General features: G+C 71.0%; 15 protein-coding genes and 1 pseudogene. 6 read left to right on the top strand and 10 right to left on the bottom strand.

Annotated features, from left to right (window positions below; all coding sequences use genetic code 11):
• Positions 1–91: 91 nt before the first annotated feature.
• From OHA03_RS19495 to OHA03_RS19475, 5 genes are all read left to right on the top strand, one after another.
• A complete protein-coding gene (locus OHA03_RS19495) occupies positions 92–256 on the top strand; it encodes a hypothetical protein (protein WP_267005098.1) in 165 nt (54 codons plus the stop codon).
• Positions 256–1,086, top strand: coding sequence for a molybdate ABC transporter substrate-binding protein (gene modA / locus OHA03_RS19490; RefSeq protein ID WP_267005097.1), 831 nt, complete (start codon positions 256–258; stop codon positions 1,084–1,086). The genes OHA03_RS19495 and modA overlap by 1 nt, the downstream gene beginning before the upstream one ends.
• On the top strand, positions 1,083–1,940 hold the full coding sequence (gene modB, locus OHA03_RS19485; RefSeq protein WP_267005096.1) for a molybdate ABC transporter permease subunit: 858 nt from the start codon (positions 1,083–1,085) through the stop codon (positions 1,938–1,940). Before modA ends, modB begins: the two co-directional genes overlap by 4 nt.
• Positions 1,937–3,028, top strand: a complete 1,092-nt coding sequence (locus OHA03_RS19480) for an ABC transporter ATP-binding protein (protein WP_267005095.1) — start codon at positions 1,937–1,939, stop codon at positions 3,026–3,028. The genes modB and OHA03_RS19480 overlap by 4 nt, the downstream gene beginning before the upstream one ends.
• A 168-nt stretch (positions 3,029–3,196) precedes the next feature.
• Positions 3,197–3,370 (top strand): hypothetical protein, encoded by a 174-nt coding sequence (locus tag OHA03_RS19475; RefSeq protein WP_267005094.1) that lies wholly within the window; start codon positions 3,197–3,199, stop codon positions 3,368–3,370.
• A gap of 153 nt (positions 3,371–3,523) precedes the next feature.
• Here OHA03_RS19475 and OHA03_RS19470 read toward each other — a convergent pair whose 3' ends face one another.
• From OHA03_RS19470 to OHA03_RS19435, 8 genes are all read right to left on the bottom strand, one after another.
• Positions 3,524–6,568 carry a SpoIIE family protein phosphatase gene (locus tag OHA03_RS19470; protein WP_267005093.1) on the bottom strand — a complete coding sequence of 1,015 codons (3,045 nt, stop codon included), beginning with the start codon at positions 6,566–6,568 and terminating at the stop codon, positions 3,524–3,526.
• A 259-nt stretch (positions 6,569–6,827) separates the two neighbouring features.
• Positions 6,828–7,460, bottom strand: coding sequence for a response regulator transcription factor (locus tag OHA03_RS19465; RefSeq protein ID WP_323181227.1), 633 nt, complete (start codon positions 7,458–7,460; stop codon positions 6,828–6,830).
• Positions 7,460–8,770: a sensor histidine kinase gene (locus tag OHA03_RS19460; RefSeq protein ID WP_267005092.1), complete on the bottom strand. Its 1,311-nt coding sequence runs from the start codon at positions 8,768–8,770 to the stop codon at positions 7,460–7,462. Before OHA03_RS19460 ends, OHA03_RS19465 begins: the two co-directional genes overlap by 1 nt.
• Positions 8,771–8,946: 176 nt before the next feature.
• Positions 8,947–9,405, bottom strand: a complete 459-nt coding sequence (locus OHA03_RS19455; RefSeq protein WP_267008099.1) for a DUF1772 domain-containing protein — start codon at positions 9,403–9,405, stop codon at positions 8,947–8,949.
• A 125-nt stretch (positions 9,406–9,530) separates the two neighbouring features.
• Positions 9,531–11,144 carry a von Willebrand factor type A domain-containing protein gene (locus OHA03_RS19450; protein ID WP_267005091.1) on the bottom strand — a complete coding sequence of 538 codons (1,614 nt, stop codon included), beginning with the start codon at positions 11,142–11,144 and terminating at the stop codon, positions 9,531–9,533.
• Between the two features lie 139 nt (positions 11,145–11,283).
• Positions 11,284–12,159, bottom strand: coding sequence for an ABC transporter permease (locus OHA03_RS19445; RefSeq protein ID WP_267005090.1), 876 nt, complete (start codon positions 12,157–12,159; stop codon positions 11,284–11,286).
• Complete coding sequence (locus OHA03_RS19440; protein ID WP_267005089.1) at positions 12,156–14,912, bottom strand: alpha/beta fold hydrolase; 2,757 nt, start codon at positions 14,910–14,912, stop codon at positions 12,156–12,158. The genes OHA03_RS19445 and OHA03_RS19440 overlap by 4 nt, the downstream gene beginning before the upstream one ends.
• Positions 14,913–15,035: 123 nt before the next feature.
• A complete protein-coding gene (locus tag OHA03_RS19435; protein ID WP_267005088.1) occupies positions 15,036–15,854 on the bottom strand; it encodes a maleylpyruvate isomerase family mycothiol-dependent enzyme in 819 nt (272 codons plus the stop codon).
• Between the two features lie 349 nt (positions 15,855–16,203).
• Between OHA03_RS19435 and OHA03_RS19430 the strand changes: the two genes are divergently transcribed.
• Complete coding sequence (locus OHA03_RS19430; RefSeq protein WP_267005087.1) at positions 16,204–17,640, top strand: FG-GAP and VCBS repeat-containing protein; 1,437 nt, start codon at positions 16,204–16,206, stop codon at positions 17,638–17,640.
• Positions 17,641–17,767: 127 nt separating this feature from the next.
• Here the strand turns inward: OHA03_RS19430 and OHA03_RS19425 are convergent, their stop codons facing one another.
• Together OHA03_RS19425 and OHA03_RS19420 are read right to left on the bottom strand one after the other, a co-directional pair.
• The gene (locus tag OHA03_RS19425; protein WP_267005086.1) at positions 17,768–18,604 is read right to left on the bottom strand and encodes a phosphotransferase family protein; all 837 of its coding nucleotides are present in this window, start codon (positions 18,602–18,604) and stop codon (positions 17,768–17,770) included.
• Between the two features lie 195 nt (positions 18,605–18,799).
• Positions 18,800–18,954 (bottom strand): annotated as a pseudogene (locus OHA03_RS19420) (DUF4291 family protein); the annotation flags it as partial.
• Positions 18,955–19,101: the final 147 nt, after the last annotated feature.

Here is a 19,101-nt window from a genome sequence, read left to right as displayed (position 1 = left end):
AACGCACATGCCCACCCCGTTCACAAACCGTCCAGCTCATGCGATGCAACAGGAGACTTCTCCCTTGCATCTGCGGCAGTATCATCCCCATGTGCATGCCCACCGGATCGGGGAGGCGGCTGTCTTGACGGGCGTCGGTGTCGACGCGCTCGGGCGCCGGGTCGACAGCGGCAGGCTGCACGCCGAGCGCGACGAGCCGGGCCGCCGGATCATCCTCGGACCGGACAGAGAAGAATCAGAGGGAGTGGACCCGTGATGACCCGTTCCGCACGCCGGACCCGCCGGACCCTGCAGGTGGCCGTTGCAGGTACCGCTGCGCTGCTGGCACTGAGCGCCTGCTCCTCGTCCGACGACTCGTCGGCCAAGTCGGACTCGCCCGCCTCGGCGCCCACGGACTCGTCGAAGAAGCTGTCCGGCACGGTGACGGTGTTCGCTGCCGCCTCGCTCAAGGAGAGCTTTACGACCCTCGGCGAGGAGTTCGAGAAGGACCACCCCGGCACGAAGGTCACCTTCAACTTCGGCGGGAGCGACACCCTCGCCGCAGGTATCACGGGTGGCGCCCCGGCCGACGTCTTCGCCGCCGCCAGCCCCAAGACCATGGCGATCGTCACCGACGCGAAGGACGCGTCCGGCACCCCGTCCACCTTCGTGCGCAACCAGCTGGAGATCGCCACCCTGCCGGGCAACCCCGACAAGGTCTCCTCCCTCAAGGACCTCACCAAGGCCGGTCTCAAGGTCGTCCTGTGCGACAAGACCGTGCCGTGCGGCGCCGCCGCGCAGAAGGCCCTCGACGCCGGCAAGCTGAAGCTCACCCCCGTCTCGTACGAGCAGGACGTCAAGAGCGCCCTGACCAAGGTCGAGCTGAAGGAGGCCGACGCCGCGGTCGTCTACAAGACGGACGTGAAGGCGGCGGGTGACAAGGTGGAGGGCGTGGAGTTCCCCGAGTCGGCCGACGCCGTCAACGACTACCCGATCGCCCTGCTCAAGGACGCGCCCAACGCCGACGCGGCAAAGGCATTCATCGAACTGGTGCAGTCCGCCGAGGGCCAGAAGGTCCTGACCGAGGCCGGGTTCCTCAAGCCGTGACCTCGTTCGACAAGTCCGACGCCGCGGTCGAGCCCGTCCCGGGCGGGCCGCGGCGCGGGCGCGTCCGGCGCCGCCGCGCGGGGGCTCCGCTTCCGCTGCTGGTACCCGCACTGATCGGCCTGGCGTTCCTGCTGCTGCCCCTGGTAGCACTGCTCGTACGGGCGCCGTGGCGCAGCCTGCCCGACCAGCTGACCAGTGCGGAGGTCTGGCAGTCGCTGCAGCTGTCCCTGGTCTGCGCCACCGCGGCCACAGCGGTGAGCCTGATCATCGGTGTGCCGCTGGCCTGGTTGCTGGCACGTACGGACTTCCCCGGACGCGGCCTCGTACGCGCCCTGGTGACCCTGCCGCTCGTCCTGCCCCCGGTGGTGGGCGGTGTGGCACTGCTGATGGCTCTCGGCCGCAACGGCGTCGTGGGCCAGTGGCTGGACTCCTGGTTCGGGATCACTCTGCCGTTCACCACGGCCGGGGTCGTGGTCGCGGAGGCGTTCGTCGCGATGCCGTTCCTCGTCATCAGCGTGGAGGGCACACTGCGGGCGGCCGACCCTCGCTACGAGGAGGCCGCCACGACCCTGGGCGCCTCCCGCTTCACCGCGTTCCGCCGGGTCACCCTGCCGCTGATCGCCCCCGGCATCGCGGCCGGCTCCGTGCTGGCATGGGCGCGCGCGCTGGGCGAGTTCGGCGCGACGATCACCTTCGCCGGCAACTTCCCGGGCCGTACACAGACGATGCCGCTGGCCGTCTACCTGGCGTTGCAGAGCGACCCGGCCGCGGCGATCGCGCTCAGTCTGGTGCTGCTGGCCGTGTCGATCGCGGTGCTGGCCGGGCTGCGGGACCGTTGGATGACGGCGTCATGACCCACATCGACAGCGCCACCGCCGGCCCCGTCTCCGACGCCGTACGCCGCGACGGCCTCGACGCCCGTCTCGTCGTGGAGCGCAGCTCCTTCCGACTCGACGTGGCGTTGACCGCCGCGCCCGGCGACGTCGTCGCGCTGCTCGGGCCCAACGGTGCCGGGAAGACCACCGCACTGCGCGCGCTGGCCGGGCTCACCCCGCTCACCGGCGGTCATCTGCGCCTCGACGGGACCTCGTTGGACCGTACGCCGCCCGAGTCCCGTCCGGTCGGCGTGGTCTTCCAGGACTATCTGCTCTTCCCGCACCTTTCCGCCCTGGACAACGTCGCCTTCGGCCCCCGCTGCCAGGGCGCGTCCAAGTCCGAGGCCCGCGCGCAGGCCGCGCAGTGGCTGGACCGCATGGGCCTCGCCGACCATGCCGGCGCCAGACCCCGCCGCCTCTCCGGCGGCCAGGCCCAGCGCGTCGCCCTGGCTCGCGCACTGGCCACCCACCCCCGGCTGCTGCTGCTCGACGAACCACTCGCCGCGCTGGACGCCCGGACCCGTCTGGATGTGCGCGCTCAACTGCGACGTCACCTCACCGAGTTCGAGGCAGTCGCCGTGCTGGTCACGCATGACCCGCTGGATGCCATGGTCCTCGCCGACCGGCTCGTCGTCATCGAGCACGGCCGCATCGTCCAGGAAGGCGCTCCCTCCGACATCGCCCGTCATCCGCGTACGGACTACATCGCCCAGCTGGTCGGCCTGAACCTCTACAAGGGGCGGGCCGAGGGCCACACCGTACGACTCGACGCGGGACCCGTGATCACCACCACCGAGGACCTCACCGGCCCCGCCTTCGTCGCCTTCCCGCCGGGCGCCGTGACCCTGTACCGCGACCGCCCCACCGGCTCCAGCGCGCGCAACCTGTGGCGGTGCGAGGTGGCCGGCCTGGAAACCCACGGCGATCAGATCCGCGCGGACCTCACCGGCGAACTCCCCCTCGCCGCCGACCTGACCACGGTCGCCGCGGCCGAGCTCGACCTCCACCCGGGCGCCACGGTCTGGGCAACGGTCAAAGCGGCGCAGACGCACGCCTACCCCGCCTGACCACAGCGAAGGCGCCCCGATGGGCCGCCCGGCGACATCCGGTGGCGATCCGGACCGACCTGGCGACACAGCACACAGCAATGCCCGAAATGCGACGTTCGCACTCACATGCGAATCTGATAGTGGCCCATTTTCCGAGAACGACAGCCGCTAACAGGAGGCACGATCGTGAGCAAGAAACAGAGCCGGCAGAACCGTGGTGCCCGCACTGGCGGCCATGAACGCAGCGCTGTTGCGGAGACGAAGGAGCAGCAGCCGCAGACGACGGCCACGCCCGACACGGTGCGCTCGATATCGGAGCCGGTGTCCCACAGGAAGCAGCGAAAGTTCGGCCACAACTGATCTCCAGCGGTCGACCGCCACACACGGAGACCGCAGTGTCGGCGCACCCCTGAGGGGCCACCCGGGCCCCCTCAGGGGCGTTTCTTGCGTTCGAAGGCGTCTTGCGTTCGAAGGACCGGACCGCTGCTTTGCCGGCGCCCGGCTGAAGGGCGGTCAGGGCACCGGCTGTTCGGTCCAGATGCACTTGCCGGTGGCCGTGTAGCGGGCACCCCAGCGCTGGGCGAGGGCGGCAACCAACTGCAGTCCGCGGCCGCCCTCGTCGGTCTCGGTGGCGTGCCGGATGCGGGGCGTGGTCAGGCTGCCGTCGGAGACCTCGCAGATCAGGCCCTCCGCGCGCAGCAGCCGGAGTCCGATGGGGCTTCGGCCGTACCGGACGGCGTTCCCGACCAGCTCGCTGACCAGGAGTTCCGCGGTCATGGCGAGCTCGTCGAGCTGCCAGTCGGCCAGCTGGTCCCGGACGTGGTTGCGGGCCTCCTGTGCGGCGATCGGGCCGTCGGAGAGGACCCAGCCGGCGATCGACTCAGCGGGTATCGCGCGGGTGCGGGCGACGAGCAGCGCGGCGTCGTCCGTGAGCTGCTGGCCCGGCAGCAGCTCGGCCAGGATGTCGTCGCACAGCCGCTCCAGTGATGCCTCCTCGTCCTGGTCCTGTACGGCGGCAGCGGCGGTGGCCAGCGCCTTCGTCAGGTGGGACATGCCCCGGTCGATGTCCCGGGTTGCGGATTCGATCAGCCCGTCCGTGTAGAGCACGAGCAGGCTGCCCTCCTCCAGGACCGCTTCGGTGGTCTCGAACGGCGGCAGAGCGGCGCCCAGCGGCGGGTCCGGTGGGCGGGTGAGGAACTCGGTGGTGCCGTCCGGGTGCACGACCGCCGGCGGGGGGTGCCCGGCGGAGCCGAACGTGCACGTGCGGGTGACGGGGTCGTACACGGCGTACAGGCAGGTGGCGTAGAAGTCGTCACCGAGGTCGTTGACCACGTCGTTCAGGCGGTTGAGGAGCTCGTCGGGCGCGAAGTCGAGATCGGCGAGCGTGTGGACGGCGGTGCGCAGCCGGCCCATGGTGGCCGCCTGGGACAGGCCGTGCCCCATCACATCGCCGATGACCAGCGCCACCCGGGCGCCGGAGAGCGGGATCACGTCGTACCAGTCGCCGCCTACCTCGACGCCCTCGTTGGCGGGCAGATAGCGGGCGGCGGAGGCGACGGCCGGCAGCGTGGGCAGAACTTCCGGCAGCAGACCGCGCTGGAGTTCCTGGGCCCTGGTGTGCTCGGCGTCGAACAGCCGGGCGCGTTCGATGGCCTGTGCCATCAGCCCGCTGAGCGTGATGAGCAGGGCCCGTTCCTCCCCGCTGAGGTGGCGCGGTTCGGTGAAGGAGATGACGCAGCACCCGGTGAAACGTCCTGAGACGATCAGTGGGAGGAAGGCCCAGGCGGCCTTGTTGATCGCCGCGGGGGAGTCGACCCTGTCGGGATAGCGCTCGACGTAGTCCTCCGCCGAGTCGATGAAGGTCGGCGTCCTGGTGCGGTGCACCTCCTCGACCGGGGTGATGTCGTTGACCGGCACCCCGTCGACCCGGTCGAGAAACGATTGCGGGTATCCGACCGCCCCGGCGACCCGTACGGTCTCGTCCTCGATGAGGTGGAAGACGAGGCCGGAGGCGCCGAACGGTGCCATGACCCGCTCGGCCGTGGCGTTCACGACGTCCTGCATGGTCAGGGCCTCGGCGAGCGCGCCGGTCAGCTCGGTGATACGGGCCGTGCGGTCGGCCGTGACGCGTTCCGCCGTGGCGGACTCCGCCTCCTGCGACCGGATCTCGGTGACATCGCTGGCATACACCGTCAGGCCGTCCGGCACCGGGACCAGCCGCATGTGGTACCAGCGTCGGTTGGTCGGCCACCGCACGTCGAATCCGCCCGGTGTGCCGCTTTCGGCGGCCCGCCGGTAGGCCCCCTCCAGGCCGAGTTCCACGGCGTCGACGCCGATCTCGTCGAGGGCGTCCCACAGGATCCGGCCGAGGAGGTCGTGCGAGGCGCCGAGGAACCGCTCCGCCTCCACATTCACGAAGGTGATCCGCCACCCGCTGTCGACCGCGAAGAACGCTTCACTCATGTGCAGCAGCGCGCGGCTCACCGAGTCCCGGGCGATCCGGCTCTCAGTGGTGTCCCACACCGTGCCGACCATGCGGGCGGGCTGACCCTCCTCCCCCGGCAGGACCCGGCCCCGCGCGCTGACCCAGCCCGCGGTCCCGTCCGGGCGGCAGATCCGGTACTCCACAGCGGACACTCGGCGGTTGCGGATCGCCTGCTCGATCTCGACGAGCAGCCAGGGCAGGTCGTCGGCGTGGACCAGTTGGGTCCACGTCTCGAAAGTCTGTTTTGAGGACTCCCCATCCATGCCGAGGATGGCGAGGGTCGACTCGTCCCACACTTGCTCCCCGGTGGCCAGGTCCCATTCCCAGGAACCCATCTTGAGAGCTTCCAGCGCCTGTCGCAGCAGGGTGGCGGACGGCTCCTTCGGCAGCCGGGAGACGGGCGGCTTCTCGCGCAGCCGACCTGCTTCGGTCCGGTCCGGCCCCGTCCACTGGTCCCGCAGTCGCAGGGCGGCCCAGGCGGCCAGCACCTCGACGGCCCCGCGCTGCCACGGCGTGGGCTGCCCCTTGCCGACAGTGAGCACGGACAGCGCGCCGGCCGTCCCGCCCGGGGTGAGCAGCGGAACGGCCAGCAGTCCACTCCCGTCGGGCAGCGCGGAGGTGGGTGACCAGGGGGCGGAACCGTGGGGGTGGTTACCGACAGTGTCTCCGGGGGCCGATTCGTGTGTCCGGTCCGGTGAGTCGCCCTGCGTGCAGTCACCCTGCGTGCCGGGCTCCGCGGAGACCTCCGCGGTACGGGCCCGGTCGTCGTCGGCTGCGGGCATCCATACCGATGCGCCGCCGCTCACCGCCCGGGCGGGCGCGGTCTCGCTGTGCTCCTCGATCTCTTCCCAGTCCTGGGCCACGGTGCGGACCAGCCCGCTGCTCGCCATCAGCAACAGCCCCCGGCCCCCGGGGCCCCGCACATGCACCATTCCGCCCAGGCCACCCGCCTCAGTCACCGCGTGCTCCAGCGCGAAATTGAGCAGATCGGCACCCGTGAGTTCCGCACCTGCTTCAATGATCATCCGAAGTCGCGCCGCGCCGGCCTCGTCCATGAGGAGCTGTTCAGCCATCGCTCACTTCCCTCCGCGAACCCGCGTAGGGCAGGACACCCGGATTGAGTGGTATTTCCTTTTCAGTGTACTGACGAGTCGCCCATGCGTAACGCTGAGACATCGCCCGGCCGAAGGCGCCGAAAAGCGGCACTGCCTGCTCCCAGGGCGTGCCGCCCCTCACCGGGATGACCTCCGCAAACTGGGCGACACAAGCCGCTCTGGCCAGGTGGCCACGCTTCCCCGGTCGAAGGGCGAACCGTCCCGGCCAGGGGCCGGGTTACGCGCGGAGGAAGGCCAGCACCGCCAGGACCCTTCGGTGCGTCTCGTCGGCCGGTGGCAGGTCCAGCTTGGCGAGGATGTTGCCGATGTGTTTGCCCACTGCGGCCTCCGAGACCACCAGCTCTGCGGCGATCGCCCCGTTCGACCTGCCCTGGGCGACCAGTGCCAGCACTTCCCGCTCCCGGGCGGTGAGCCGCTCCAGCGGATCGCGGCGGCGGCGCAGGAGTTGGCGTACGACCTCCGGGTCGACGACCGTACCGCCGTCGGCGACCTCCCGCAGGGCGTCGACGAACTCCTCGACCTGGCCGACCCGGTCCTTGAGCAGATAGCCGACGCCGGAACCGTCGCCCGAGTCGAGGAGGTCGGCGGCGTACGTACGCTGCACATACTGGCTGAGCACCAGCACCGGCAGAGTGGGCTGCTCGGCGCGGAGCTCCACCGCCGCGCGCAGTCCCTCGTCCTGGAAGCCGGGCGGCATCCGGACATCGGTCACGACAATGTCCGGCGCATGCGCGGCGACCGCCGCGAGGAGTCCTTCCGCGTCGCCGACGGCGGCGACGACCTCGTGGCCGCAGCGGGTGAGCAGTCCGATGAGGCCCTCGCGCAGCAGCACGCTGTCCTCGGCCAGCACTACCCGGAGCGATCGGTCCGTTCGCAGGGAAGGCAGGGAACGCAAGGAATCTCCACGCGCAAGAGGGTCGGGCCGCCGGGCGGGCTGGACAGCGCAAGTCTGCCATCCAGTACGGACACCCGGTCGGCGAGGCCGGTCAGTCCCGTTCCTCCGCCGCCCGTTCGCGCACCGCCGCGGCCGTCGTCACGGATCTCCAGGACCAGCCGGCCCGCCGCGTGGCCGCCCGTCACTTCGGCGCGGCTCGCGCCGCTGTGCCTGGCGACGTTCGCCAGAGCCTCGCAGACCACGAAGTACGCGGCCGCCTCGACGGCTTCCGGGTACCGGTCGGGCAGTGCCAGGTCAAGGTCGACGGGTGTCGACGACCGGTCGGCCGCGTCGGCTACGGCCGCCTCCAGGCCGTAGTCGGCCAGCACCTTGGGGTGGATGCCGTGAATCAGCTCGCGCAGTTCGGCGAGCGCCCGGCCCGCCTCCTGATGAGCCTTGGCCAGTTGGTCGGCGAGGGGGCCGGGCGGGGCGTCGAGGCGGGCGAGTCCGAGGGTCATGGTGAGTGCGACGATGCGCTGCTGGGCGCCGTCGTGCAGATCGCGTTCGATACGGCGGCGTTCCGCCTCGAAGGCGTCGACCAACCGGACGCGCGATCGGGTGAGTTCGGTGACCCTGTCCCCCAACTCGCTTCTGCGGTCACCGATCAGAAGCTGAGTCAGTTCCGCCTGCGCTCCGGCCAGCAGGCCGAGGACGCAGCAGCCGAGCGCGAGGAGTACGAGACCGGCGGCCGCGGTGGCGAAGGCTTCGGGCCAGCCGCTGACCGTCCACTGCTTCACCACGCGGGCCTCTTCGCCGTTCCCGTACAGCTGCATCACCGCGGGGGTGGACATCAGGGACAGCGGCACGGCCGCACAGGCGGCCAGCGCGAGGGCGTCGAGCGGCCAGAGGACCACGGCGAGCAGCAGCGCGTACCCGAGTTCCCGCCAGGTGGCCTGCTCCCGGTAGCGGTACGTCAGCCAGCTCCACAGACCCGGCTCGGCCGGCCGACGGTGCGGATCGGGCGCCGGGGACCGGTCGATCAGGCGGAGCCTGCCCCGCTCCATGGCTCCCACCGGGATGCCGCAGAGGGCCGTCAGGGCGAGCAGCGGCAGCCCGACCGCTACGAGGGAGAGCGCGCCGCCGAGCACCACGCCCAGTGTGATCAGGACGAGTACGAGGATGCCTGCGAGGGCTCCGCTCAGCAGGTATCCGGCCGACCGCCAGGGCCAGGACGACAGCAGATAGCGGGGGCTCGCCAGGGCCTGCCACACATTCCGGGGGCGCATGGCCTCACCGTAGAAGACGCCGATCCGCCCGGACCATCCGTGCTGCCGGAGTCCCGGAGGTAGGGCCGGCCCCACCTCCGGGACTCGCTGCGGGGGCGAAGCCGAGGACTTGGGGATGTACCGGACGTCGCGGGCCCGCCGCGATCCGCCGGACATCCCCACCCCCCGGGGCAGCCCTACACGGCCGCGGCGACCAACAGCGCGAACGCACCCGTCGACAGCACGGTGCGGATCCGGTGCAGGGTGTTCCAGCGGGACTCGAAGGCCCGGCGGGCCGCGCCGTCATCGCCGTCCTCGGATGCCGCGAGTGCCGAGTTGAGCGGGATGTTGCCGCTCACGGTGACGAGATGGCTGAGCACCGCGCAGGCCAGAGCGCCCACGACGAGACCGCCCTCGGCGGAGGTCCGGCCGTCGACCGGTACGACGAGGGCGGCGACCGGGAAGGCGACCACCCCGAGGAAGAGGACGAGGAACAGCGGCCCCGGCACCTTCTCGTTGAAGCGGCGCATCGCGGCGGCGAAATGGTCGTCCGGCAGCGGCTTGAGGCCGGGCATGATCCCGATCATGAAGCACACCAGGAAGCCGGCGTAGAGGCCGGTGGTGAAGGTGGCGAGCGCGAGCAGCAGGGAGGCCATGCCCCACATCATGGCGTGGTGGGGTGGGCTCTGCGGTGCCATTTCCGCAAGGCCGCCGCTCGGCCCCGCCCCCTTGTCCGTCCTCTGCCCGCCCCGGCTCGCCGCCCTCCGGGATCTTCCCGCGGTCAGTCCATCTCGCCTTCCTGCTGTCCCCCGCCGTCCGATCCGCTGACGCCCTTGAGCCCGTCCGCCCTGGCGATCGCGGTCGCCAGCTTCCGGACCGAGCTGTCCTCCGTGTCGGTCGCCAACTCGGACGCCCGATCGGCGAGTTCACCGAGGCCCGGCTGACCCGGCAGCTTGCCGCCGCGCAGGTCCTCCGCGAAGTACGCAGCCACCGCGGCCACCTGGAGGCGCCTGCCGCTGTCGCCGCCCCACAGCCTGCCGTCGATCGCGCCGGTCTCGACCGATCCGGACTGCTCGTGCGGCGCCCGCGTCTTCGGGTCCAGCCAGCGCACCGTCGCGGTCGCCACATGTCCGGCGGCGCCGTCGCGGAGCCGTACGGCGTAGAGCGCCGTCACCGTGTGGCCGGGGCCGATCTCGCCGCCGTCCACGCTGTCGTCGCGGAAGTCGTCGTCGGCGACCTTCCGGTCCTCGTAGCCGATGAGCTTGAACTGCTGGACGGTCTTCGGGTCGAAGGCGACCTGGGCCTTGGCGTCGCGTGCCCGCAGTTCGATGTGGGCGGGGAGCTGGTCGACGAAGACCTTTCGCGCCTGGGTCTCGTCGGCGATGTACGTGGTGTGGCCGTCGCCCTTGTTGGTGAGGCGTTCCATCAGCTCGTCGCCGTAGTCGCTGCCGACGCCGACGCCGAAGAGGGTGATGCCGTAGTCGCGGCGGGCGGCGTCGATCCGTTCGAGGATGGCGTCGGCGTCGGTCTCGCCGGTGTTGGCAAGGGCGTCGGAGAGCAGGACGACCCGGTTGTTGGCGCCTTCGCGATGGCCGTCGACCGCCTCCTCGTAGCCGCGCCGGATGCCTGCCTCCACATTGGTGGAGTCGGTGGGTTCCATGGAGTCGACGGCGTCGTGGATCCTTCCGCGGTGGTCCCGCAGCCGGGTCATCGGCAGCAGGGTCTTCGCCTCGTCGCTGAAGGTGACCAGGGAGACGGAGTCGTCGTCGCGGAGTTCGTCGGTGAGGAGGGAGAGGGACTTCTTCACCAGGTCGAGGCGGCCGGGTTCGGCCATCGAGCCGGAGATGTCGACCACGAAGGTGAGCGCGGCGGCCGGACGTTCGCCGTGCTGCTCCGCGACGCGGGTGGCCAGACCGACGCGTACGAGCGACCAGTCGCCGGCCCGCGCACCGTCTCCCTCGCCGGTGTCCGTACGGGCTCCGTCGACCGTCACCGAGAAGCCGTTGCCGGCCGGCCGCCGGTAGCCCTGGCGGAAGCTGTTGACGAACTCCTCGGGCCGCACGGTCTCCGCTCCCGGCAGTTCGCCGTCGGCGAGCTTGCGGCGCGCGTACCCGTAACTGGCGGTGTCCACGTCCAGTGCGAACGTGGACAGATAGTCCGGCGCCACGGGCTTCTGCCGCCCGTCCTCCGCGTTCTGCGCGCCGTCGTCCGACGCGCCGGGGGCCGGCGCGGGCGCGACCTGGCCGCCCGCGCTCGTCCCTCGCTTACCGCTCGCGCGGTCGACCGCCGAGTCGTTCGTGCTCCCCCCGCCCCCGCAGCCGGTGAGCAGCACCCCGCCCACCAGAAGCAGACCCAACGTCCTTGCGTATGTCCCTCTGTACGTCCGGCGTTCCATTCCCTGCCCCCAACGTCGTGTCAGTACTTGTGAATGTGACGTTCGGGACGGCGTCAAGGAGCAGACGAAGACGTTGCGGATGAATCTCGATGCGGCAACGGCGGGCGCGAAGGCTGCGAATCGCCTCGGAACATCAAGGTCAGGACACGATGTCCTTACGACTGAACCCCCGGAAGGCGAACGCGAACAGGATCAGGGCGTACGTCACCGAGATCGCCGCACCCTTTGCCATGCCGCCCCACTCCAGGTCGGGCTGGAGCGCGTCCGCCCAGGCGAACTGCCAGTGGGCGGGCAGGAATTCGCGCCAGGAACCGAGTGCGGTGACGGCGTCGAGCACATTGCCGACGATGGTCAGCCCGACAGCGCCGCCGACCGCGCCCAGCGGGGCGTCGGTCTTCGTCGACAGCCAGAACGCCAGCCCGGCGGTGACCAGTTGGGACACGAAGATGAACGCGACGACGAGCGCGAGCCGGGGCACGGTGTCGCCGGCCGCCAGCGCGCCGCCGGTGGGGAGCTGGAGCGGCCCCCAGCCGTACGCGGCGGCTCCCGCGGCCAGAGCGACGAGTGGCAGCAGCACCATCGCGGCCAGGCTGAAGCCGAGTGCCACGACGAGTTTGCTCCACAGCAGCCTGGCCCGGGGGACGGGCGCCGCCAGCAGATAGCGCAGCGACGACCAGCTGGCCTCCGAGGCGACGGTGTCCCCGCAGAACAGCGCCACCGGCACGACGAGCAGGAACCCGGCGGAGACGAACAGGCACGTCGCGGCAAAGTTCGCAGCGGACGCGGTCGCCGTGTCCATCAGCGTGAGCCGGTCGCCGCCGCCCCGGGAGTCCGGTGTGCCGCCGATCGCGAAAGCGATGATCAGGATGAACGGGAGGGCCGCCAGCACCCCGCCCATCAGCAGGGTGCGTCGCCTGCGCAGCTGTCTTACGGCCTCGACGCGCAGCGGCAGGGTGTGCCGCGCCCGGTATCCGCGGGCTTCGGCGGCGTCGGTGACATCGACTGCGGCACTCATGCGGAGCCTCCGGAGATCAGGGTGAGGAACGCGTCCTCCAGGCGGCGGTGCGGTCCGACACCGGTCAACGGCACGTCGAGTCGGACGAGTTCGGCGATCAGCGCCGAGGACGAGGCGGCTCCGTCGAGCCGTACGAGCAGCCCGCGCCCGTCGTCCGTACGGACCGCGGAGCCGATGCCGGGCAGCGCGGCGACCTTGTCCACCAGCGGTTCGGCGACCTCTGCCGCGGTGCTGATCAGCAGCGTGTCGCCGGAGCCGGTGATCTCGGCGACCGGGCCCGCCTGGACAAGCCGGCCACGGTCCATGACCACCAGGTGGGTACAGGACTGCTCGACCTCGGAGAGGAGATGGCTGGAGACGATGACGGTCCGGCCCCCGGCCGCGTACCGGATCATCACGTCCCGCATCTCGCGGATCTGGGGCGGGTCGAGGCCGTTGGTCGGCTCGTCGAGGATGAGGAGGTCCGGCATGCCCAGCATGGCCTGAGCGATGGCGAGCCGCTGCCGCATGCCTTGCGAGTACGTCCGCACCGCGCGGGCCAGCGCGTCGCCGAGTCCGGCGATCTCCAGGGCCTCCTCGATGTGCGAGTCCTCGACGGGGCGTCCGGTGGCCTGCCAGTACAGCTCCAGGTTGGCCCGCCCGGACAGGTGCGGCAGGAAGCCGGCCCCTTCGACGAACGCCCCGACCCGGGACAGCACGGGCGCACCCGGCCGGATGGCGTGCCCGAAGACGCGGATCTCGCCGCTGTCGGGGCCGATGAGCCCCATCAGCATCCGCAGGGTGGTGGTCTTCCCCGCCCCGTTCGGTCCGAGGAGTCCGAGGACCTGGCCCTTCTCGACCCGGAAGGACAGGTCCTTGACCGCGTACCTGTCGGCGGACCTGGCGTACTTCTTGGACAGGCCGGTGATCTGGAGCGGGACGTCGGCGAGCGCCGGGTCCGGGGCCGGGGTCGCGGTGCGGCGGCGTGCGGTGAGCAGCAGCGCGAGCGCGATGACGGCGGCTGCGGCGGGAAGTCCCCAGGTCCACCACGGCAGTCCGGCCGACGCGGTCTTCACCGCGGGTGCGGTGGGGACGGTCAGCGGGCCGTCGAGGGAGACCGTGTACGTGGTCGGCTCGGCCGGTGAGGCGTAGCCGAGGTCGGTGGCGGAGAGGACCAGACGGAGCCGGTGTCCGGCGTCGAGCGCGTGGTCGACGGCGGGCAGGGTCAGCTCGACGGTCTTGTTCTGCTGCGCGGGCGTGATCCGGTAGGGGGCGACGAGCTGGGCGGGCAGCACCTGCTGCCGCCCGTCCGGCGCCACGTCGTACACCTTGCCGAACAGCACCGCATCACCCTGTCCGGCCGTCACCTTCACGCGGACGGTGGGTGATCCGGTGATACGCATCGATGTGCCGAGGGGTACGGAGTCGAAACGGGCGTACTGGCCGGGGAAGTCGAGCGAGAGCCCGACGCCGAGGGTGGAGAGCTGGGCGAGTCCGCCGCCGACGCCCGGGACGGCGGAGATGGCGGGCGGGTTGGCGCCGGCCGGGTTCCGGAAGGCCTGCGTCCGCGGACCGGCGGAGGCGCTGTCCTGTGCACTGCCGTTCGCGTCGTCCTGTGTGCCGCCCTGACCGCTGCTCCCGCCCAGGCCCGTGATCTCCTGTCGGCCTCCCGTGCCCGTGAGCGCGATCTGCCGGGCGCCGCTCGACAGCCCCGGGTAGTGGTCGCTGCTCGCGCCGCGCTGGAGGGCGGCCCCATCGGTGGAGTCGATGCCTCCGGTACGGGTGACGCGGAAGCCGGGCCCGGTGTCGACGCCCTTGTCCTCCTTCAGGTACCGGTCGAACCATGACCCGATCCGGCTCTCGACCCGACCGCTCTCCAGGTCCCCGCCGTCGTGCCCGCCCGCGATCCAGTCGACGGAGACGGGTGCACCGTTCCCGCTGATGGTGCGTGCCATGGCATCGGCCTGGCCGAGCGGGAAGAGGGAGTCGGTCTGTCCCTGCACGATGAGCGCGGGCACCTTGATGCGGTCGCCGACGGCGGACGGGGAGCGGTCGGTCAGCAGGGCGCGGGCGGCGGCGTCCGGCTTCCCGGAGACGGCGACCCGTTCGTACATGTCGCACAGCTGCTTCTCGAACCTGTCGCAGCCGCCGCCCGACGTGATGAAGATCCCCGCCCAGAGCTTCTTGAAGACCCCGTCGGGGAACAGCGCGTCGGCGAGGTTCCAGTATGTGATGACCGGTGCGATGGCGTCGACGCGCTTGTCGTGCCCGGCGGCGAGGAGCGAGACCGCGCCACCGTACGAGGCACCGGTGACGCCGACGCGCGGGTCGCCCTTGCCGTCCAGCTGCACCTCGGGCCTGCGGGCCAGCCAGTCGATCAGCCCGGACACGTCCTTGACCTCGCGGCCGGGTGCGTTGAGCGAGATCTCCCCGCCGGACTTCCCGAACCCGCGGGCCGACCAGGTCAGGACGGCGTAACCGGCACCGGCCAACTTCTCGGCCTGCGCCCGCACATCGTTCTTGGAGCCGCCGAAGCCGTGCCCTATCAGCACGGCGGGCCGGCGCTGCGAACCCCCGGACGTGAAGTACGAGGTGTCGATCGACACCCCGTCCACCCGCATCATCCGGTCCTCGCGGTGCACCGCGGGCGCGCTGTCGTCGGCCGCCGCGGTCCAGGTGCCGGCGCCCGCCAGCACGACGAGCGCGGCCAGGGCCGCCGCCCACCGGCCGCGTCCGCGGGACCATCGGCGCCATCGGGAGTCAGGGGTCTGCATATCTCGACCCTAAGCGCCCGTCCCGCGCTCCCGGGCTGCCGAAAGGGGGAACTGCCGAGCCTCCTTGAGACGTACGCTCCTCCCCCGCCGTACTCCGTACGCGGTATGCCGGACGCGTGTTTCTCAGGGCGCCGTGAACAATGCCGGGAAACGAGGGGCCATCCAGGGCTTGCGGCCCCAGGCGAGCACGCGGCCGCGGGCCATGGCGCCCCACGGATCGCAGCGGCCGAGTGCGATCAGCAGGAAGGTGACCGGTTCGATGAGGATGGTGCAGTCCGGGCGGCTCAACGGCCCCGGGCCGACGGTCAGCGCTCCGTCGGTGAAGGTCGCACCGAAGCGCTGTCCACCCCGCAGGCGGATCGCGAAGCGCGCGTTCAGTCCGGCAGCGGCGGCGGCGACCACCCGCGGCATGCTTGTGATCATGAAGGGCATGGACAGCTCGACCCGGGCGCCGTCGAGCATGTGCGGACGGCCCACCGCGCGGGCGAGATCGTAACCGTGGCCGAGCATGTGCGTGAGCAGGTACGAGCCGAGGGTGGCCACATCCATCGAGCCCAGAGGGGTGATCACGGTCTCGTCCAACGGGCGCTGCTCCGCCGCCGTGAGGAAGGCATCGGCCTGCGCCACGATCATCTCGGCGAGCGGATCGGCTCCACGCTCGCCGAACCCGGCGAGGGAGCGCTCGTTGGCCGCCGCCAGGCTCTGCGGCGTACCGTCCCCGTACGGGCGTTCCTGACCGGCCGCGATATCGGCCATCAGCTCATTGGCCTGCGCCAGGTGGGCTGCCGCCTCACCGAGTGTCCAGGTGGATCCGGGGACCGGGATGCCCGTGTCCGTCCGGCCGCGCAGCAACGCCGCTATCTCCTCGGCGGTGTCGTGTATCGCCTCGGCAAGTCCCTCGGGAAGCGCGTCTCGCCGCTCCCGGGCAGGCGTTGGTTCCACGGCTGTCTCCCTCTGTCCCGCTGCCATGAGCCGGCCTCCACGGTCGAAGGTCCGGCGGATCCGTGCAGGATGCCAGGCCGCGTCGGTGGGAGCAGCCACCGGGGCAGCGATCCGGGGAGTTCAGGGTGGTTCAGCCGGTCGGAGGCGTGACGTCCGTGAGGTAGGGCGACTCGGCCGGGACCAGCGCCGCCGCCGACCACCCCCGATTGGATGGTTGTCGATGGTGCCCGCGTAGACGGCGAGTCCCTGGTCGTGTTCCGCCACCTTCACACAACCCTTCGTACACCTCGTGAGTCACATCTCCGAGAAACTTCGCTCTCATTGCCCCCTTCGACTAAGGGAGTTCCCCGTGCGTGCACGCACCCTGGCCGTTACCGCCGCCGCAGCGGCCCTCACCGCCGCCGGTCTGACCCTGCCACTCGCCGGGAGCGCCGCGGCTGCAACGACTCCGCGGTTCGACTTCAACGGCGACGGATACGCGGACATCGCGGTCGGCATGCCCAACGCCACGGTGGACGGCAAGGCCAAGGCCGGCTACATCAGCGTGATCTATGGCGGCCCGCAGAGCCCGAGCCAGTCCACCGGTGTCATCAGCCAGGCTGAGGCCGGCATACCAGGCACGCCCGAGGCGGGCGACCGCTTCGGGTCCTCCGTGGCACCCGTCGACGTGAACGGCGACGGCGTCTTCGAGCTCGTCGTCGGCGCGAGCGGCGAGTCGCTCACCTCCGACCAGCTCAAGGACGAGGGCACCATCACCGTCCTGGACGGCTCGGGGTGGAACGTCAAGGGCACCACCGTGGCCAGGGGCACGGGCGAGTTCAGCAGCATCGGCCGCACCATCGCCACGGGCGACTACGACGGCGACGGCGACACCGACCTCGCGTACGGCGAGAACAGCGAGGAGAGCGGCTCGCTTCGGTTCCGCCCGGGCCCGCTCACCGCGGCCCCCGTAACCACCACCACCCTGCGCCGCTACAGCATGGGCGGCGCCACCCGCGACCTGGCAACCGGCGATTTCGACGGCGACGGCCGGGACGACCTCGCCGCCACCTGGCAGGGCACGGAGGACTCCAGCACCTTCATCACGCGCTGGGACGACCAGGCCAAGCCGGCCCAGTGGTACGCCGACGCCGACCGGGGCAGCTCGCTCGCCGCCGCCGACTTCGACCGGGACGGCACGGACGACCTCGCGGTCGGCCTCGTACAGCCCAACCCCGAGTCGGAGACCACGCATTGCAAGGACCGGCTCGGCGGTGCGGTGCTCCTGCTCAAGGGCTCGAAGACCACGAACTTCGGCACCGAGAGCGAGTGCATCACCCAGTCGAACCCGGAGGTCGGCGGCACCGCCGAGGAGGGCGACGACTTCGGCGCCACGCTGGCCGCGGGCGACCTGAACGGCGACAGCCGTCCGGAACTGGTGGTCGGTGTGCCCGGCGAGGACGTGGGCACCGTCAAGGACGCGGGCGGGTACGTCACCATGAACGGCACGGAGCACGGCCTCTACGGCGGTCTGGCCCGCAGCCAGAGCACCACGAACATGCCCGGCACGGCCGAGGCCGGCGACCGCTTCGGCGCCCAGGTGGCCGTCGGCGACTACAACCGCGACGGACTGTGGGACACCGCGGTGAGCGCGCCCGGGGAGAACGCCGGTGAGCCCAGGTCGGGTGGCGTCTGGTTCGTGCCGAGCAGCACCGAGGAGACGTACCCGCTGGGCAAGTCGCTGACCCCGTTCGGCTTCGCACTGCCCCACGGGGCCATCAAGTACGGCGAGGTGCTGGGGCTTTAAAGGTCTGTCAACGCGGCTTGATGATCCATGTCAAGCCGCGTTCCCAGCCCAATTCCTTGCATCATCGGGGGTGCTGGTTCCCTCCCGGCGGGTTGATGTCCCTGGCGGCTCGGTCGAGATGAGGCGGCTATGACGGAAACAGCCACTCCATCGCGGCAAGGCTCTTGTCGACGTAATTGCCTTGTTCCGTCTCGATGCCGTATGCCAGATCCTCGAAGACACTGCACCTGGCATAGAACACGGCGCGCTCGCTGAGAGCCGGGACGTCGTTGGCGTCGGTTCGATAGGTGCTGATGGCGGCGCGGGTGGCCGCGGGGCCGAGATCGCGGTAGAGCAGCCCGAAGTCGCAAGCCGGATCGACGACGGCGGCATCACTCCAGTCGATGATGCCGGTCACCGTCCATGCGACCGGGTCGACGAGAACGTGTTCGATCCCCAGATCGTTGTGGGAGAACGTTGGGGTGCAGCCATCGTGCGGTGGTGCGGCGTCCAGGAACGCTTCGACGGATCGACGCAGCGCCGCCGGTACCTGCCCGGCCACCGTCACATAGTTCTCCATGGCCTCATGTCGCCACTCGGCCACCGGCTGGTGGTCCGTTTCCACGGCCATCCGATCGATCGCAACAGCATGCAGCGCAGTGAGCAGCTCGCCAAGCGTGGCGCCGATCGACGTGCCGTGAGCCGATCGCTGGTGCCGCGGCATACCCACCAGTGGCACGCCGGGAAGCTTGAAGTAGGCCAGACAACCCTGCTCCGCGACCGTGAACGTCGGCTGGGGCACGGGCAGCGGCGAAATGTCGGCGACGGCAGCAAGCACGCGGGCCTCGTGGTTCAGCAGGGCGGCCCGCCGTGCCAGGTCGGGCTCCTTGCTGAAGCGCACGATCAGCTCACCGTTCACCTCGTACGCCAGGTTGTCCAGACCCTCGCCGAGCTGCACGACGGAGTCGACCTGGTAGTCGGGCATGTGCGCGATCACGACGCTGCGGACGTCTGCGACGCGGTCGCGGCTGCGACTGGTCATTCGCGGACGATATCAATCGACCACACGACGTCAGCGGTGGTCATCGAGTGGCCGCGCAGTCGCCGACCAGGCCCGCAACGGCGCGGACGGCCTCTCTTCAGGCACCGAAAGGGGCTGTGAACGCGCCTTGATGACTCATGTCATGCGGTCGCGCTTCCAGGCTGGGAAGCGGCCGTCACGGGCGGCAGGCAGCCCGATGGACGGTGTGTACGCCGGTAGACGGTGACCGTGGAGGCGGTGTGCCGGGCGCGGATCTCGTATCGGGGCGCGGTGGGGAAGGCCGGGGCGGTCATGGGGTCCCGGATGGGCGAGGCGCACCGCGTCCTGCCACCGGGTTTCGGCAGGTCCGGCACGGTACGGCCGGCGCCGCCGACTGTTCCGGAACGCCGCGCCCCGCCGGACGGTCCCCCGTCGAAGTACCGCCGGGCCCCCGGCCGCCG

The sequence above is a fragment of the Streptomyces sp. NBC_00154 genome, assembly GCF_026342835.1.
Taxonomy (GTDB): Bacteria; Actinomycetota; Actinomycetes; order Streptomycetales; family Streptomycetaceae; genus Streptomyces.
Note: the sequence above shows the minus strand (reverse complement) of the source record. Positions and strands in the feature narration are given on the sequence as shown.

Excerpts from the sequence above, each read along its gene's own strand:
- OHA03_RS19455 (WP_267008099.1), bottom strand. The coding sequence starts at position 9,405 with ATGGCCTCCCTGCTGCTCGCGCTCGCCACCTTCACCACCGGCCTCTAC.
- OHA03_RS19470 (WP_267005093.1), bottom strand. The coding sequence starts at position 6,568 with ATGGCTGAACAGCTCCTCATGGACGAGGCCGGCGCGGCGCGACTTCGG.
- OHA03_RS19460 (WP_267005092.1), bottom strand. The coding sequence starts at position 8,770 with ATGCGCCCCCGGAATGTGTGGCAGGCCCTGGCGAGCCCCCGCTATCTG.
- OHA03_RS19450 (WP_267005091.1), bottom strand. The coding sequence starts at position 11,144 with ATGGAACGCCGGACGTACAGAGGGACATACGCAAGGACGTTGGGTCTG.
- OHA03_RS19445 (WP_267005090.1), bottom strand. The coding sequence starts at position 12,159 with ATGAGTGCCGCAGTCGATGTCACCGACGCCGCCGAAGCCCGCGGATAC.
- OHA03_RS19440 (WP_267005089.1), bottom strand. The coding sequence starts at position 14,912 with ATGCAGACCCCTGACTCCCGATGGCGCCGATGGTCCCGCGGACGCGGC.
- OHA03_RS19480 (WP_267005095.1), top strand. The coding sequence starts at position 1,937 with ATGACCCACATCGACAGCGCCACCGCCGGCCCCGTCTCCGACGCCGTA.
- OHA03_RS19425 (WP_267005086.1), bottom strand. The coding sequence starts at position 18,604 with ATGCCCGACTACCAGGTCGACTCCGTCGTGCAGCTCGGCGAGGGTCTG.
- modA (WP_267005097.1), top strand. The coding sequence starts at position 256 with ATGACCCGTTCCGCACGCCGGACCCGCCGGACCCTGCAGGTGGCCGTT.